Source organism: Actinomadura macra NBRC 14102, from assembly GCF_001552215.1.
Classification (GTDB): Bacteria; Actinomycetota; Actinomycetes; order Streptosporangiales; family Streptosporangiaceae; genus Spirillospora; species Spirillospora macra.
In genome coordinates this window covers 81,347-95,882 of record NZ_BCQT01000011.1, presented here as the reverse complement: position 1 = coordinate 95,882, position 14,536 = coordinate 81,347, and the positions used below count along the sequence as shown (strand labels likewise).

General features: G+C 69.1%; 11 protein-coding genes. 4 read left to right on the top strand and 7 right to left on the bottom strand.

Features of this window, described 5'->3' with window-relative positions:
• Positions 1–178: 178 nt before the first annotated feature.
• From AMA02S_RS20290 to AMA02S_RS20275, 4 genes are all read left to right on the top strand, one after another.
• Entirely contained in the window at positions 179–823 is a 645-nt protein-coding gene (locus AMA02S_RS20290) for a TMEM175 family protein (RefSeq protein ID WP_067460942.1), read from the top strand.
• Positions 824–960: 137 nt separating this feature from the next.
• Entirely contained in the window at positions 961–1,383 is a 423-nt protein-coding gene (locus tag AMA02S_RS20285) for a VOC family protein (protein ID WP_067460941.1), read from the top strand.
• 435 nt (positions 1,384–1,818) lie between these two features.
• Positions 1,819–2,826, top strand: coding sequence for an SMP-30/gluconolactonase/LRE family protein (locus AMA02S_RS20280; RefSeq protein WP_067461296.1), 1,008 nt, complete (start codon positions 1,819–1,821; stop codon positions 2,824–2,826).
• A gap of 314 nt (positions 2,827–3,140) precedes the next feature.
• Positions 3,141–3,617 (top strand): hypothetical protein, encoded by a 477-nt coding sequence (locus tag AMA02S_RS20275; protein WP_067460940.1) that lies wholly within the window; start codon positions 3,141–3,143, stop codon positions 3,615–3,617.
• 40 nt (positions 3,618–3,657) lie between these two features.
• On the opposite strand, the gene AMA02S_RS20270 is transcribed toward AMA02S_RS20275, so the two are convergent.
• From AMA02S_RS20270 to AMA02S_RS20240, 7 genes are all read right to left on the bottom strand, one after another.
• The gene (locus AMA02S_RS20270) at positions 3,658–6,855 is read right to left on the bottom strand and encodes an AfsR/SARP family transcriptional regulator (RefSeq protein WP_084265393.1); all 3,198 of its coding nucleotides are present in this window, start codon (positions 6,853–6,855) and stop codon (positions 3,658–3,660) included.
• A gap of 989 nt (positions 6,856–7,844) precedes the next feature.
• Entirely contained in the window at positions 7,845–8,732 is an 888-nt protein-coding gene (locus tag AMA02S_RS20265; RefSeq protein WP_067460938.1) for a cupin-like domain-containing protein, read from the bottom strand.
• A gap of 8 nt (positions 8,733–8,740) precedes the next feature.
• A complete protein-coding gene (locus AMA02S_RS20260; protein ID WP_067460937.1) occupies positions 8,741–9,790 on the bottom strand; it encodes a GntG family PLP-dependent aldolase in 1,050 nt (349 codons plus the stop codon).
• Positions 9,777–11,294, bottom strand: coding sequence for a lyase family protein (locus AMA02S_RS20255; protein ID WP_067460936.1), 1,518 nt, complete (start codon positions 11,292–11,294; stop codon positions 9,777–9,779). Before AMA02S_RS20255 ends, AMA02S_RS20260 begins: the two co-directional genes overlap by 14 nt.
• Positions 11,291–12,514: an ATP-grasp domain-containing protein gene (locus AMA02S_RS20250; protein WP_067461295.1), complete on the bottom strand. Its 1,224-nt coding sequence runs from the start codon at positions 12,512–12,514 to the stop codon at positions 11,291–11,293. Before AMA02S_RS20250 ends, AMA02S_RS20255 begins: the two co-directional genes overlap by 4 nt.
• Complete coding sequence (locus AMA02S_RS20245) at positions 12,511–13,572, bottom strand: cysteine synthase family protein (protein WP_218005058.1); 1,062 nt, start codon at positions 13,570–13,572, stop codon at positions 12,511–12,513. The genes AMA02S_RS20250 and AMA02S_RS20245 overlap by 4 nt, the downstream gene beginning before the upstream one ends.
• A complete protein-coding gene (locus tag AMA02S_RS20240) occupies positions 13,547–14,518 on the bottom strand; it encodes a GHMP family kinase ATP-binding protein (protein WP_084265391.1) in 972 nt (323 codons plus the stop codon). The genes AMA02S_RS20245 and AMA02S_RS20240 overlap by 26 nt, the downstream gene beginning before the upstream one ends.
• Between the last annotated feature and the right edge of the window lie 18 nt (positions 14,519–14,536).

Below are 14,536 nucleotides of genomic sequence, written 5' to 3'. Positions count from 1 at the left end.
GCCTCTCCTACAGGTCTCAGTCACCCGGCATGTCGCGGTCTCCAGTCGAGCGGTCTGCGGCACCTGTGGCTCGAAGGAGAACGTCGGGTATGTCCCGGGAGATGGTGGTGCCGGGCCAGCGGTGTGCCGGCACCCGCACCACTACCTTCTGTAACCAGAGTCTCGCTAGATTGATGCGGTGGCCATTTCCCGTGAACCCGATCGGCTCGTCCTTTTCACCGACGCCGTCGTCGCGATCGCCGTCACCCTGCTCGTCCTGCCCCTGGTGGATGTGGTGCCCGAAGCGTCCGAGGCGGGCGACAGCGCCGTCGAGGTGATCACCAAGCATCAGTCGGAGATCTGGAGCTTCCTGTTGAGCTTTGTGGTGATCATGCGGCTGTGGCTGGCGCACCACCGCATCTTCCAGCATGTGCGGGCCTATTCCAGACCGCTGATCGTGTGCAACCTCGGCTGGCTGCTGACCATCATCGTGCTGCCGTTCCCGACCGAGATGGCCGGGGTCTACAGCAACGAGCGATTCACGCCCATCTTCTATATCAGCACGATCCTGCTCGCCACCGGCTTCCAGCTCGGCCTGATGCTGATCGTAGGGAACGACACGGAAGTGGCCTCGAAGAGTCATCCGGTGACCCCCGAGGAACTGGCCGGTTCGGTCACCGTGACCGCGCTACTGGCCGCCGCCCTGATCCTCGTCCTGGCCATCCCACAGCTGAGTTACTGGACACTTCTGGTGCTGTTCTTGTCGTCGGTCATCGAGAAGTTCTGGCTGCGCCGCTTCTCCCATCGGACGCCGATCGAGTCCGGGACTCCCGCTCGAAAGTAGAGGACATGTCTCGTCCTCCACCCCTGTCATGGTGGCGAGCGAGCCGTTCGGGGAAGTCATCACTCCCGGTTACGGCAACCGCCGCTTGGCTTTTGGCGGCCAGCGGCGTCTTCGTCACTCAAGGCAGGGAACACATCATGTCCGTCGCAACCACCACCCATCTGAACTTCCGGGGCACCGCACGCCAGGCGCTGGACTTCTACCAGTCCGTCTTCGGTGGACGTACTGCCGCAGTCACCTACAAGGATGCCGGCGCCGTGCAGAACGAAAGCGAGGCGGACTGGGTGATGTGGGGCGAGGTGGCCGGAGACAACGGCTTCCACGTCATGGCCTACGACGTGCCCTCGCAGCTGCCCTGGGACCAGGGCGAGAACCCCTTCTTCGTCTCCGTACGCGGTGACCACGCCGAGGAGATCACCGCACTGTGGGACAAGCTCGCCGAGGGCTCGACCATCGCGCAGCCTCTGGAGCCTGCGCAGTGGGCGCCGCTGTACGGCATGCTCACCGACCGGTTCGGAGTCACCTGGGTCCTGGACGTCACCGCCCCTGACAACGGCTGATCCAACCGACCTGAAATGCCCGCGCCGTCCGGCTCGCAGTCACGCAAGCGGTCCGGACGGCGCAGGTACCGAGCGCAGTCGATGCCGTGGCCCAGCCTCAGCGCACGCGTTTGACCGTCGTCCGGCGCCCGCCTACGCAGCCTGCCTTGAGGGGAATCTCTTGCTTCCCTACAGGTCTAGCATTGCGTCCGGAGAGACGGAGGGAGCGGTAATGCGCTCGCAGTGTCGCCGTCATGCCTGGGCGGCAGCCCCTTCAGCCGGCCACGTTCGTCGTGCCCGATGCTCACACCGAGGCCCTCGGCGCGTTGCTCCCGGGCGCGCACACCCGCGCCCGGCTCGCCGATCCGCTGCCCCACCTGCTCCCACGGCTCACCGTCGACCGAAACGCCCTGCTGACAAAGCCGGCGCCCAAGACATCTCACGGAGAAGGTGATCATGTACCGCGCAGCTCGGCGACACTCCCTTGGTGTCGCGGCCCTCGCCGCACCGCTGCTCCTCGGCTCCGCCGCACAGGCGGCAGAGTCTCCCGCGGACGGGCGGGTCCGGATCTCCACGGCGTACGAGCTTCCCGGCGCCCGGGTCTATCCCGAAGGAATCGCCGCCGACCCGTCCACCGGCGACCTCTATGTCGGAGCGTACGAGGGCGGCACGATCTTCAAGATCACACCAGGACAACGGGTGGCCAAGGAGTTTCTTCCAGCGCGCGCAGACGGGCGCACGCAGGCTCTCGGGCTGGAGGTCGACCGGGCCAGGCGGCTGTGGGTGATAGACCGCCCCACCGGGGTCGCGGTGTACGACATCACCAGCCGCCGCCTGCTGGCCCGCTTCACCGTTACCGGTCAAGCAGCGCGTCTGGTCAACGACATGGCCATCACGCCGGACGGTACCGCCTACATCACCGACAGCCGGCGATCCGTTGTCTACCGCGTCACGCCCGAGCAGCTTGCGAAGGCTCGTGATCAAGGCGGCACGGCGCCGCTCACGCCCGCGTTCGACCTGACCAAGGTCGTGGAACCGCATGAGCCCGACACGATCACCCTTAACGGAATCGTCGCCGAGACCTCGGGACGCTACCTCCTGACGGTGGATATGACCGGCGGAGACCTTTACCGCATCGGTCTCCCCTCCGGCAGGATCGACAAGGTGGCCCTGCGCGGGGGAGACATGGCTACCGGCGACGGCATGGAACTGCAGAATGGCACGTTGTGGACGGCCCACCCTATTACGGACGCCAATGCGATCAGCCGGTGGCATATCGGCTTGGACGGCCGGACGGCTCGAATGACCCGGCGGATCACCGATCAAGCGTTGCAGACCCCGACGACCCTGCTGCGCAAGCACGGCAGGCTATATGTGGTCCGCTCCCAATTCGACAAGGGTGGCCCCACAGGGCCGGGCATTCCACAGCTACCATTCACCATCGCCTCCGTACGCGGCTTCTGATTTCACCCGACCACCTCGTCTGCTCCCCCCACCACGTTGACCAAATGATCCTGGTTGGTCACTGCGTAGCCACATTAGGGAATTTGTCGCAGTTGAACCGAAGCTACTGCTTCCGAGTAAGAGTTCCCACTAGAGAAGATCCGTTACGGTCGGTCCCCATCGGCGGCTTCTTGCGTCCATGGGGCTGACCGGGGAACCACCGTGGTCAGATCGTCGCACATCACGGGTCCGACCAGGATAATGACAGGCCGCAAACTTTCTCGATACCATGAGTGATCGAATTGGTCTGGACTCTGCGCACGGGAGGTAAGCACATGCTCAGCACCCAGCCGGAACTGGTCTGGCAGGGCCGTATCCACCTCGGAGACGAACCTGGAGTGTACGGCGATGCGAGCTATTCCGGGCTCGCCCTGGACCTCCCGTTGACCTTGCAGAAAACCGATCCTGCAGGGCCGGATAGCACAACGCTGCAAGTGGTCACCGAGCATGTCGCGACGTTCGCCACCTACCCGGGGCATTTGATCACAGTTATCCTTTATGAGCCCGATCCGGGCCAGCCGGGTCACTTCAACGAGGTGATACTGGCGACCACCCGGCTGACGAGTGCCGACAACAACCGGGCGGACATCGCGGTCAATCTGGCGAACAGGGCCCTGCCGGCCCGCGTCAGCGTGCGGGTGCAGGTGGACACCGACGTCCCACCGGGGCTGTACAACGACTTCGTCGTTATCAGACTGGTGAACAAATCACCGAACTTCACCTTCGTCGCTTCGCTGGGCTTCGACGCCTGACCACGCCCAGGAGCGCGTGCTGTATATCGCCCTACCTGTTCTATGCGCGGCCATGCCCCGCCGCATGATCTGAGGCTGCTTGCGACGAGTGTGTGCAGGCGCCAGGCTCACATCTCCGCCCCGGCGCGGCCACCGGCATCCGGGGCACAGTGGACTTCAGCGCGGCGATCTGGCCGAGGTAGCGCCGCGCCTCCTGGGAATCGCTGTCAGAAAGGAGCTTTTCGGCCTCTTCGACCTCGTGAATCGCCGCGCCGACATCGCCCTGGGCACGCAGAGTCTCGGCGCTGAGGATCCGCGCCTTGGCGTACCACGTCACCGAGCCGAGATCGCTGAAGGCACGGCACGCGACCGCCAGGTGGCCATTGGCCGCCATCGTGTCGCCCGCGGCCAGCGCCATCTCGGCGAGAGTGTAGTGCGCTTGTCCTTCGACCATCGGCTCGCTGACCTGCTTGCTCAACTCCAGCGCCCGGCTCAGCGCGGCTTGGGCGCGGTCCGGGTCGCCCTCGCGGTGGCGGACGACGCCCATGCTGTACCGCACGTAGGTCTCGCCGATCCGATCACCGATCCCGCGGACCAGGTGCAGGACCAGATCCAGGACCTGCGCGGCCAGCCCGATCCGGTCGGTCGCCAGATAGACGTCCGCGAGGCGGTGCAGGGCCTGAGCCTCGACCCGGCGGCACCGCTCCTCCCTACAGATCACCAGGGCGTCGTTGAGCATCCCCTCGGCCAGCGAGTACTCACCCTCGCCGATCCAGTATTTCGCGAGGCTGCACTGCACATAGGCCTCACCGACCCGGTCGCCGACGGCATGGAAGATTTCCAGTGCCTCGACGAACTTGGGGAACATCGACTCGGTGTTGTTCTGCAGCCGGTCGACCGATGCCCAGTCGCACAGCACCAGAGCCGCTCCATGCCGCTCACCCGCCGTCTCGAACAGCTCGTACGCCTCGGCAAGGCACGTCTTGGCCTCCGCCAGACGCTTTTGCGCCAGATAGAGCTCGCCCAGTGAATACAGCATGGCCGCGGTGCCCACGTCATTTCCGGCGCGCCGGGAGACATCGCGAGCGAGTCGGTTGGTCGCCAGCCAGTCGTCGAAATAGCCCCTCGCCTCGAAAAGCGTGACCGCGCTGAGCGCGAGGTCCCAGCACGCGTCGTGCCAGCCGAGCGCGGCGGTCTGCCGGATGGCGGCCACCAGCGCCCTGCGCTCGTTCTCCCACCAATCGACCGGATCGCCGATCAGGTCGGCGGAGCCCACCCCGGTCGACCACCAGCGGGCGGCGTTGCCGTGCAAGATGGCGTAGTCGCCGCCGTACTGCAGGCGGTGCGCCTCATCGGCGAGCGTCAGCCAGCCACCGATCACCCGGGAGAGGGCGGCGAGCCGCTCGGCCGCGGAGTCGGTTGCCGACTGCTCGACGGCATAAGCCCTGATCAGGTCATGGAAACGGTAGTGCACGCCGCGCTCGTCCGGGCAGACGACCACGTCGAGCAGTCTGGCGTCCACGAGGGCCTCAAGGCATTCCTCGGCCTCCCCCAGATCGGTGTCGAGAAGCGCCGCGGCGGTCCAGCCGGGAAAGTCGGCCGCCTGTACGAGCCCGATGAACCGGAAGAGCCGCCGGACCCGCTCGTCCAGCGCCCCGTAGGTGAGCCCGATGCTGGAGCGCAGCTCCAGGCCGTGGTACACGAACTCGTCCAGCCGGCGCGCCTCGTCGCTCAGGCGCCGGACCAGTTCCGAGATCTTCCAGTGCGGTCGGGAGGCCAGCCGCGCCCCGGCGATCCGCAGCGCCAGCGGCAACCCGCCGCACAGATTCGTCAGCTCGGTGGCGGCGCCCAACTCGGCCTGCACCCGTTCCACTCCGACGATCCTGGAGAGCAGTTCCAGGGCATTGTCCTCAGGGAAAAGATCCAGCTCCAGCAAATGCGCCCCGGCAAGACCGCTCAGCCGGCTTCGGCTGGTCATGATGACGGCGCAGCCCGGGCCGGCGGGCAGCAGCGGGAGCACCTGTGCCTCGGCGCTGACGTCGTCCAGGATGACGAGCAGCTGCTTGGCGGCCACCTTGCTCCGGTAGAGCTCCAGCCGGTCCTGAAGGTCGTCCGGGACGGCCGGCCCGCTGACTCCCAGCGCACGCAGAAAGCGGCCCAGCACCTCCGAGGTGCCGCTGCCGTGCTGCATTCCCAGTTCGGCGTACAGGTGGCCGTCGGGGAACGCTTCGATCAGCTCCTGTCCGGCCCGTATCGCCAGGGCGGTCTTGCCGATCCCTCCGGCTCCGGAGACGGCGACGATCCGAGCGGCGTACGGAGCAGCTGACGAACCGCGTGGCCCCGCCACCACCTGGCGAATCTCCGCGATCTCGCGTGCCCTGCCGGTGAAATCACCCAGGCTGGCCGGGAGTTGTCGGGGAATGATCGGCGGCGCGAGCAGCGGTGCTGGACGGCCGTTCACGACATCCCGCCCCGGGGCGGCCATGGCCTCGGCCTTGCGGGTGGCCAGGTTCAGCGCGGGGTCCTGGTTGAGGATCGCCTGCTGGAGGCTTTGCAGTTCGCGGCCCGGTTCGACGCCAATGTCCCCCACCAGCGCGGAACGCACGGCTTGGAATGCCGCCAGCGCGTCGGCCTGGCGAGCGGAGCGGTAAAGGGCGAGCATCAGCAGGCCGTGCAGTTCCTCGTGCAGCGGCCGGTCGGCGATCAGGTCCCGCAGCTGACCGATGATCTCTCCGTGCCGGCCGAGCGACAGCTGCGCGCGCAGGAAGCCGAGCTGGGCCGAGAATCGGGCGTCGTCCAGGGCCGTGGCGCTGCGCCGGGGCAACTCGCTGGGGATGTCGGCCAGCGCGGGCCCGCGCCAGAGCTCAAGGCCGGATCGCAGGGTCGCGGCGGCCTCCAGGGTCTGCCCCGCCTCCAACAGCGCCTGCCCCCGAGCCGTCAGATCCTCGAAGTGCAGTTTGTCGAGGTCGTCGATGCGCAGCAGATAGCCGGGCGGGCGGGTCAGGATGGCGTCCTTGGCTCCCGCGTCGTTGAACAGCCTCCGCAGGGAGGAGATGCAGATGTGAATCTGGCTGCGCGCCGTCGCCGGTGGCGCGGTGTCCCAGACCGCATCGATGAGTTGTGCGACCGAGGTCACCCTGTTGGCGCTCAACGCCAGCATGGAGAGCACGATCCGTTGGCGCGGCCCACCGAGTTCGACCAGCCGTCCGTCAGAGGAGAGTTCCAGGGGGCCGAGTATGCGCAGCATTGTCGGTGACATCTCCTAACCTTGCCGTTCAGGGAGATGAAGCAACTGGACCACTTCGGTGAGAAGAACACTGGAGGGCACGTCCCCCGCTTCCGCAGCATCCCTGTGCGGCTGAGGTCCGCTCGCAAACTGTGCGTAGATCCGGCCGGTTTCACTCCGGGTGTGGCCGGTCACGCGGTTGAAGCGGTTGCCGTCCGTGGGCGCGATATCGCTGGTGATGCCACCGGCTAGGCCGCTCCGGCCTCGGGAGCGGCAGCGTGGCATCCCCTCCAAGCGGCTGCGCGCCTGGTCGAGCGCACCGGCCAGGGTGTCAGGCAACGGTGGTGGGCACACCGCGGCCGCGCCGGGCGGACGGGCGTTGTGGGCAGCCTCGATCCACCCTCCGGCGAGGCCCGTTTCAGCGCTCTCCCACACCGGTAGTCCGTCCCTCGTCCACGCGCGGAACTTCAGGCAAGTCGCCTAGTGACACTTATTCGCCGCTGCAGGCGGGCTGGATCACTTGATCTCAAATTTCTCTTGCCGCGGCAGGTTTCGTGTGACGGACGTGGATGGTGCGGGTAGACGCCCGGCGGCGAGGGGATGGTCCGGGTGACCCGGCAGTCCCGCCGCGCGGCTCAGGGACGCGGGAGCCGTTGGGCCCTCCGGTCCGGCCGCCGGGCCGTCGTCCGTGAATGTGATCACGGACGACGGCGGTCCGGCGTGCCGGAGCACGAGGGGTTTCAGCGGACGTGCTGGATCACGTCCAGGGTGTGCCGTTGTCCGAACAGGCCATTACTCACTCCCCCATCACTGTCCATCTGATTAACTGACTCGCCGACATCGTGCAATGCGATGCTGTCGATTCGTTATCCGCGCCCGAGCTGTTCCCAATAGGGTCGCGATAGTCATCCGATGGGACTACGACGAGGTACGGCGCAGGCTGGCGCCGACCATGGGGTGGGAGATGCCCGCGCCCCATAGGGTCGGTGACCCCATGGGGCAGGTAGCCGCGCGAGTAAGGGTCAGGAGATGTAGGTGAAATATGGTCTGAGCGGGGTCATGATGTACCTGACCGGTACTCCGGTGTACACGCCGAATCCCAGCAGCAGGTTGTACCACAGGTTGCGCCTCGGCATTCCGTGCCGTACAGCTGTCAGCCCGCGTAGGGCACTGTGACGATCGTGCCAGTCGATGTTGAAGGAGATCGACGGGCTCAGCGAGCGGACATGGTGGAGGGCACCGGGCGGCATGTAGAGCACGTCCCCGGCCTCGACCAGGCACGTCTGGATCCGCGCCCGCTGAAACAGCGGATGGCGCGACAGGTCAGGGTTCTCGGCGTCGACATGCGACCACCGCCAGTTGTAGGTGTAGCAGTACTTCCGGTCCTCCGGGTGCACGATGAGAAACCGCTTGCTGCCGTGGAGTTGGTAGAAGAAATTGTGGGTCTGCAAGGTGTCGAAGTGCAGCGTCGTCGTCGCACCGGGCGGACCGACGAAGAACTGCGGAAAGACCCACCATGGGCGGCGGAAGAACCTCGGCAGATACTCCGTGGGAAACGGCTCCATGTCCGCGCGCAGCTCCGGGATCATGGAGAAGAGCGGAAGGTCGTGCAGGTACGGCGGCGGCTCGCCGCCGCTTGGCGGATTGGCCACCACGTCGTCGACGAGCCGGCCGTACTCCTTCAGCGTGGTGGTCACCGTCTCGCCCCGCGCGATATAGCCGACCTTGAGCCGTACCGGCAGGTCCGGAGCCAGCTCGCTGAGATAGGGGATCGACCACCGCGTCGCGGCCGGCAAGCCCGCCAGCGCATTCTTCATCAGCACCGGCTTGGCGTTCACATAGTCCCGGTAGAAGGCGGCGGGTTCCAGGTTTTCGTGGACGTCGACGGCAGCGTGGCTGAGGGTGGCCATGAGAACTCCTAGGAGGGATTCGAGGCAGGCTCGGAGAGCGCCTTGGCGAATACGGTGAGAGCGTGGTCGACATCCTCGGCACTGATGCCGGCGTGCGTGACGCACCTGATCCGGCCGCGGCCGAGTTCGGCGACCCCCACGCCCATCTCCCCGCACCGGGCGACGAAAGCTGCCGCGTCGGGGGGCCGGAAGAAGACCATGTTCATCTCGACCGGCCGCGGGTCGAGCCGCACGCCGTCGAGATCGGCCAGCCCCTCGGCCAGCCGGACGGCATTGGCGTGGTCCTCCGCGAGCCGGCCGACCATGGTCTCCAGGGCGACCAGGCCGGCGGCGGCCAGGACGCCCGCCTGGCGCATGCCGCCGCCCAGCATCTTGCGGATGCGGCGCACCTCCGCGACGAACGGCCGGCTACCGGCCACCACCGACCCGGCGGGCGCGGCGAGCCCCTTGGACAGGCAGAACTGGATCGAGTCGGCGTAGGACGCCAACTCCGGCGCCGCCACCCCGCAGGCGAGGGCGGCGTTGAAGATCCGCGCCCCGTCGAGATGGACCGGTACCCCGCGCTGCGTCGCCAGCGCGCGGATCGCCTTCAGGTGGCCCAGCGGAAGGACCCGGCCGCCGCAGTGGTTCTGCGGATTCTCCAAGCAGATCAGCGCCGGAAGGGCGAACTGGGGATCGTCCGGATCGTCCGGAAAGGCCGCCTCGATCTCCTCCAAGTCCATCGTCCCGTCGCGCCGGTTCGCGACCGGGTGATAGACGATGCCGCCGCAGACCGAGGCGCCGCCCGCCTGGTAGACGTAGATGTCGGACTCGGCGCCGACGATCACCTGTGAACCGCGCGGGCAGTGCGCCATGATCGACGCCAGGTTGCTCATGGTCCCGCTCGGCATGAAGCACGCCGCCTCCTTCCCCACCATCTGCGCCGCCCGGCGCTCCAGCGCGTTGACCGTCGGGTCCTCCCCGTAGACGTCGTCGCCCAGCTCGGCCGTGGTCATCGCGTCGAGCATCTCTGCGGTGGGCAGGGTGAAGGTGTCACTTCGCAGCTCAACTCTGAACATCCGCGTCCTCCTTGGTCGTGGCCGCTCCCTCGGCGGCCTGCAGGCGGTCCACCGCGGCGGCGAGCCGCAGGTCTGCTTCGCTCCAGCGGGCGCGGCGCTCGGCCAGCGTCGCGCGATGGCGCATCCAGTCACCGACCAGCTCGGGGAAGACCCGGTCGAACGATGCCGGACCGGGGCCGGCGCCGAACTCGGCGGCGCGCCAGATGGCCCGCGGCTCCAGTTCGGCTCGGGTCTTGTCCGGGAACCGCGTGCCGAGCGCCACGGCCTCCCACAGCGACCCGGCGTCTCCCTCCAGCACCGCGCGCACGCCGGCTCCGACCTCGTGATGCGAGCGCCGGAACGGGGTGCCCGCGAGCGCGAGCAGCTCGGCCACCGCCGTCGCCTCGGTGAGCGCGGCTTCGGCACCGGTCGCCATCGCCGCCGGGTTCGGCCGCAGCCCGGCGTAGGCCAGCCGCAGTATCTCCGTCGCGTCCGCGGTGGCCAGCAGGGCGGGGATGATGGGTCCGACCGCCTCGGTGCCGACGGCGATGGAGTTGGTGAAGGGAGTGCCGCGCATCGCCCCGGCCGCGGTGACGAACGCGCCGAGGGCCATCGCCGAGCGGCCCTGCACATGTTCCAGCACGAAAGGGTTTCGCTTCTGCGGCATCATCGAGCTGGATCCCACCAGGCCGTCGGGGATCGTCACGTAGCCGTACTCCCGGCTGGACCACAACAGAAGGTCCAGCGCCGCGCGATCCAGCGTCACGCCGAGGACCGCGGCCGCCGAGACCAGCCGCAGCGCGGCGTCCCTGCTGGCCACGGCGTCGATGGAGTTGCGTACCCGGCCGGTGAAGCCGAGCAGGTCCGCGGTGCGCCCGGCGTCGATCGGCACGGTGGTGCCGCCGACCGCGCCGGCGCCGAGCGGGCAGCGGTCCAGGGCGGCGGCGGCCTGGAGCAGGGCCGCCAGGTCGCGTTCCAAGGCGGCGGCGAGCCCGAGGAGATAGTGGCCGAAGGTGACCGGAACCGCGCCCTGGAAATGGGTGTAGGCCGCCATCGGCAGCTCCCGGTAGCGGCGGGCGCGGTTCAGCAGGACGACGCCGAGTGCGGCCAGCTCCGAGCCGAGCCGGATGAACGGCTCGCGCAGCGCGAGCTGGAAGCAGGTCGCGTTGAGATCGTTGCGGGATCGACCGGTGTGCAGCACTCCCCCGACACCGTCGCCGAGACGCTCGATGAGATGGCCTTCGTAGGCCAGGTAGAGACCCCGCGGCGTGGGCCGTCCTTCGAGCGGGACGAAGGACTGCCGACGGAGGTCGACCACTGCGGCCAGCAGCGACGCGGCCACGTCCGCGTCGATGACGCCGCGCTCGGTCAGCATCACCACGTGCGCGAGGTCGACCAGCGAGATCCGGGCGAGTTCGTCCTTCCATTCCGGACGTGCGTGAGTCTTCTTCTCCAGGAGCATCGAGCGGATCCGGGAGGACGCGGCGGTGCGCAGGCGCCCGGTGTCGGCTTCGTTCACGCTCATGCCGGGGTCTCCTCGGCGGCTCGCAGGACCGGGCGGATCAGGCGGACGGAGCGGGCGGCGGCGTCCGCGGCGCGCGACAGCGTCGGGGCGGCGGCGAGGACATGGCCAAGGCGGTCCCGGAAGTCTCCGTGCCGGACCAGCTCGGCCCCCGGCTCCCGGTAGGCGCGCACGTCGAGGATCCCGTCCACCTCCCGCGCCGCGTCCAGGCCGGACAGGTCCGCCAGGATGCCGCCACCCGGGACGAGGACGAATCTGATCGCAGCGGCACCGCATGCGGTGGGGGCGAGGATCGCCTGCCCGCCGCTGAAGACCCGCACCGTCTCGCGGACGAGATCGATGCCGAGGGCCTCGCGCAGCAGCCGCGGTATCCAGCCACCGGCGAGCCGCGGATTGACCTCGATGAGGACGGGTTCACCGCGCTCGACCCGTACCTCCACATGGGCCGGGCCCAGGCGCAGGCCGAGGAGCCAAACCGCCGTCAGCGCCGTGGCCACCACGCGCCGCCGGGTTCGCGGCTCCAGCTCGGCGGGGAAGTCATGACCGGTCTCGACGAACGTCGGTGCCGGGCCCAGGTGCTTGCGCACCACCCCCACGGCCCGGCCGTCGAACACCTCGACGGAGTACTCCGGGCCGCTGACGAACCGCTCGACGAGGATCCGGCCCGGCATCGGGAGGCCGCGCTCGTTGCCCGTCATCGCGAGCAGCGTCGTGGCGTGTCCGGCCACCTCGTCAGCGTCGGCGCACAGCAACACGCCGGCGCTGCCGCTGCCGGCGACCGGCTTGACCACCACCGGTCCGCCCAGTTCGATCGCGGCCTTCACCGCGGCCGCGGGCGTCGACGCGACCGTGAACCGGGGGACCGAGACGCCGCCCGCCGCCAGCGTACGGCGCTGCTCCCCCTTGTCTCGCGCGGCCCGCACGGCCGCGGCGGGGTTGCCCGGGAGGCCGAGTTCGGCGGCGGCCTCGGCGGCGGTCCCGATGTAGTACTCGGAACTGCTGACCACTCCGGCGACGGGCGCCAACCGCCGGCACGCGGTCACGACGGCGGCCGTCGACGACGTCGCGGCCCGCACCACCTCGACCTCGCCGCCGAATCCGTAACGCCCGGGGTCGGCCGAAAGCAGCACCGGGCGCAGGCCGAGCTCGCGAGCCGCCACCGGGAACAGCCGGCCGGTGCCCGTGGTGTTGCTCTCCACCAGAACCAGGGCCGGGCGGCTCATGCCGGCACCCCCCGCGGTGCGGATCCCGCGACCTCGTCCCGGCTGCGCCGGTTCCAGGCGATCCGCGTCCACGCGCCGCGCACCTCGCTCGGATGGGCGACCGTGCGGGGTGTTTCGACCGGTGGCGTCAGTAACCGGTGACGGTCCAGCCATCTGGTGTTGTAGACGGTGCGGGCATAGCGGTGGCCCTCGTCCGGGAAGACGACGACCACCCGCGCGCCAGGGTGGGAGCGGGCGTACCAGCGCGCGACATGGTAGGCCGCCCCGCTCGTGGGCCCCATGAAAAGGCAGTGCTCGGCGTGAAGACGGCGGGTCGCGGCGAACGCCTGCGCCGCGGGGAGCCAGTGCACCTCGTCGAAGAGCCGATGGTCCAGGACCCGGGGGATGATCCCGCTGCCCAGGCCCCGCAGCGGCCGCGGACCCTCGGGGGCGGCGAACAGGATGCTCCCCGGGGTGTCCACGCCGACCAGTTGCAGGTCGGGAGACAGGGCACGCAGGAACGAGCCGATGCCGCAGGAGGAGCCGCCCGACCCGACCGGACAGACCAGCGCGTCGACCATGCCGAGACTCTCCAGCAGCAACTCGGCGACCACCCCGTACGACGCGGGATTGTCGGGGTTGTCGTACTGACGCGGGACGAAGGAGGAGGGCAGCCGCGACCGGATCCGCGCCAGCCGTTCCAGCCTGGCCTGCTGGACGTCCTGGGTGCGCAGCGTGGACCTCGGCACGATGCTGACCCGGGCACCCAACGCCTCCAGCCGGTTGCGCAGCGTCCCGTCGATGACGGGATCGCCCACCAGGATCAGCGGGTAGCCGCGCACCCTGCACTCCATCGCCAGCCCGAGCCCGAAGGTGCCCGAGGTGGTCTCGGCGACGGTGGCGCCGGGCGCGAGTTCACCGCGCTCGATCGCCCGGCTCACGATGAATCGTGCGGGAAGCAGCTTCATCAGGTGGAACGCCAGGCCGTACATATCCGGCCCCAGCGTGATGATCTTGGGCAGTACCTGCCCGTCGACGGCGTCGGTGAACGGTTCACGAAGCGGCATCATCACCGGCATGGCCTTCGTTCCGTGAGGTGTAGCGCCAGGTCTCGGCAAAGCCCAGGTCGCGGAGGCCCCGCGCGGCCAGGGCCAGGCGGCGCTCCAGCTGCGGATGGTCGGGGTCGAACAGGAGTCCGGCGACCGTCCCGCTGTGGGCGACCTGCAGGCCGAGCGCCGCGCTCTTCTCGACGAGCCGCCGCAGGTCGTTGAAGCGAGGAACCGGATGGAAGCGCTGGTTGATCCCCGCGCTGGCGGTGGCGACGCGGCCGAGCGCGGCCCGGTCGCCCTCGGCCACCGCCCGGCGGAGCAACCCCCGCATGGCCCGGAAGCACTCGATCTCCCAGACGCTGTAGCGGGCGGGCTGGAAGGCCAGGGTCTCCAGGCCCCCATCGGCGAACGCGAAGCCGAGCACCTCGACGGGGATCATCGTTCGGCGCAGGTCCTCGATCACCACGCCCTCGCGCTGGCCGAACAGCAGCATCCGGTCGAACATGAGCGGGTCGGCCGCGGCCTCGACGTCCACAGCGATCCTGGCCACCCGCTCCGCCGGCAGGTGACGCCCGGCGGCCGCGAGCACCGCGAAGATCGTGGCGGTGACGTCGCAGGTGGACGAGCCGAAGCCGAGGCCGACCCGCACGTCCCCGTCCAGTTCCAGCCGTCCGCCATAGCCGGTCAGCCCGACGACGGCGAGCGTCGCGTGCGCGGCGGCCAGGGCCTTGGTCTTCCACGACGGTGACACGGTCAGCTCCGGCCCCCCGCGCGACAGCCGGATCCGGGCGCGGCTGCCGAACAGCGAGCACGGCAGGGTGACCAGGCCGCGGCGCAGCCGGCCGTCCTGCTCGAACACACCCTGGAGCAACTCGCCGTGGTGGCTGGAGGCGGCGCCGGTTCCAGTCAGGACCGGCGCCCCGCCGTCCGAGGCGGCGGGGCCGTACACCCCGAGTACCGGTGCGTGTCTGACCATGGTTGTCCGTCCCTCCGC

What these genes read in the sequence shown, in the direction of transcription:
- AMA02S_RS20285 (WP_067460941.1), top strand. Translation starts at nt 961, where the DNA reads ATGTCCGTCGCAACCACCACCCATCTGAACTTCCGGGGCACCGCACGC.
- AMA02S_RS20280 (WP_067461296.1), top strand. Translation starts at nt 1,819, where the DNA reads ATGTACCGCGCAGCTCGGCGACACTCCCTTGGTGTCGCGGCCCTCGCC.
- AMA02S_RS20275 (WP_067460940.1), top strand. Translation starts at nt 3,141, where the DNA reads ATGCTCAGCACCCAGCCGGAACTGGTCTGGCAGGGCCGTATCCACCTC.
- AMA02S_RS20270 (WP_084265393.1), bottom strand. Translation starts at nt 6,855, where the DNA reads ATGTCACCGACAATGCTGCGCATACTCGGCCCCCTGGAACTCTCCTCT.
- AMA02S_RS20265 (WP_067460938.1), bottom strand. Translation starts at nt 8,732, where the DNA reads ATGGCCACCCTCAGCCACGCTGCCGTCGACGTCCACGAAAACCTGGAA.
- AMA02S_RS20260 (WP_067460937.1), bottom strand. Translation starts at nt 9,790, where the DNA reads ATGTTCAGAGTTGAGCTGCGAAGTGACACCTTCACCCTGCCCACCGCA.
- AMA02S_RS20255 (WP_067460936.1), bottom strand. Translation starts at nt 11,294, where the DNA reads ATGAGCGTGAACGAAGCCGACACCGGGCGCCTGCGCACCGCCGCGTCC.
- AMA02S_RS20250 (WP_067461295.1), bottom strand. Translation starts at nt 12,514, where the DNA reads ATGAGCCGCCCGGCCCTGGTTCTGGTGGAGAGCAACACCACGGGCACC.
- AMA02S_RS20245 (WP_218005058.1), bottom strand. Translation starts at nt 13,572, where the DNA reads ATGCCGGTGATGATGCCGCTTCGTGAACCGTTCACCGACGCCGTCGAC.
- AMA02S_RS20240 (WP_084265391.1), bottom strand. Translation starts at nt 14,518, where the DNA reads ATGGTCAGACACGCACCGGTACTCGGGGTGTACGGCCCCGCCGCCTCG.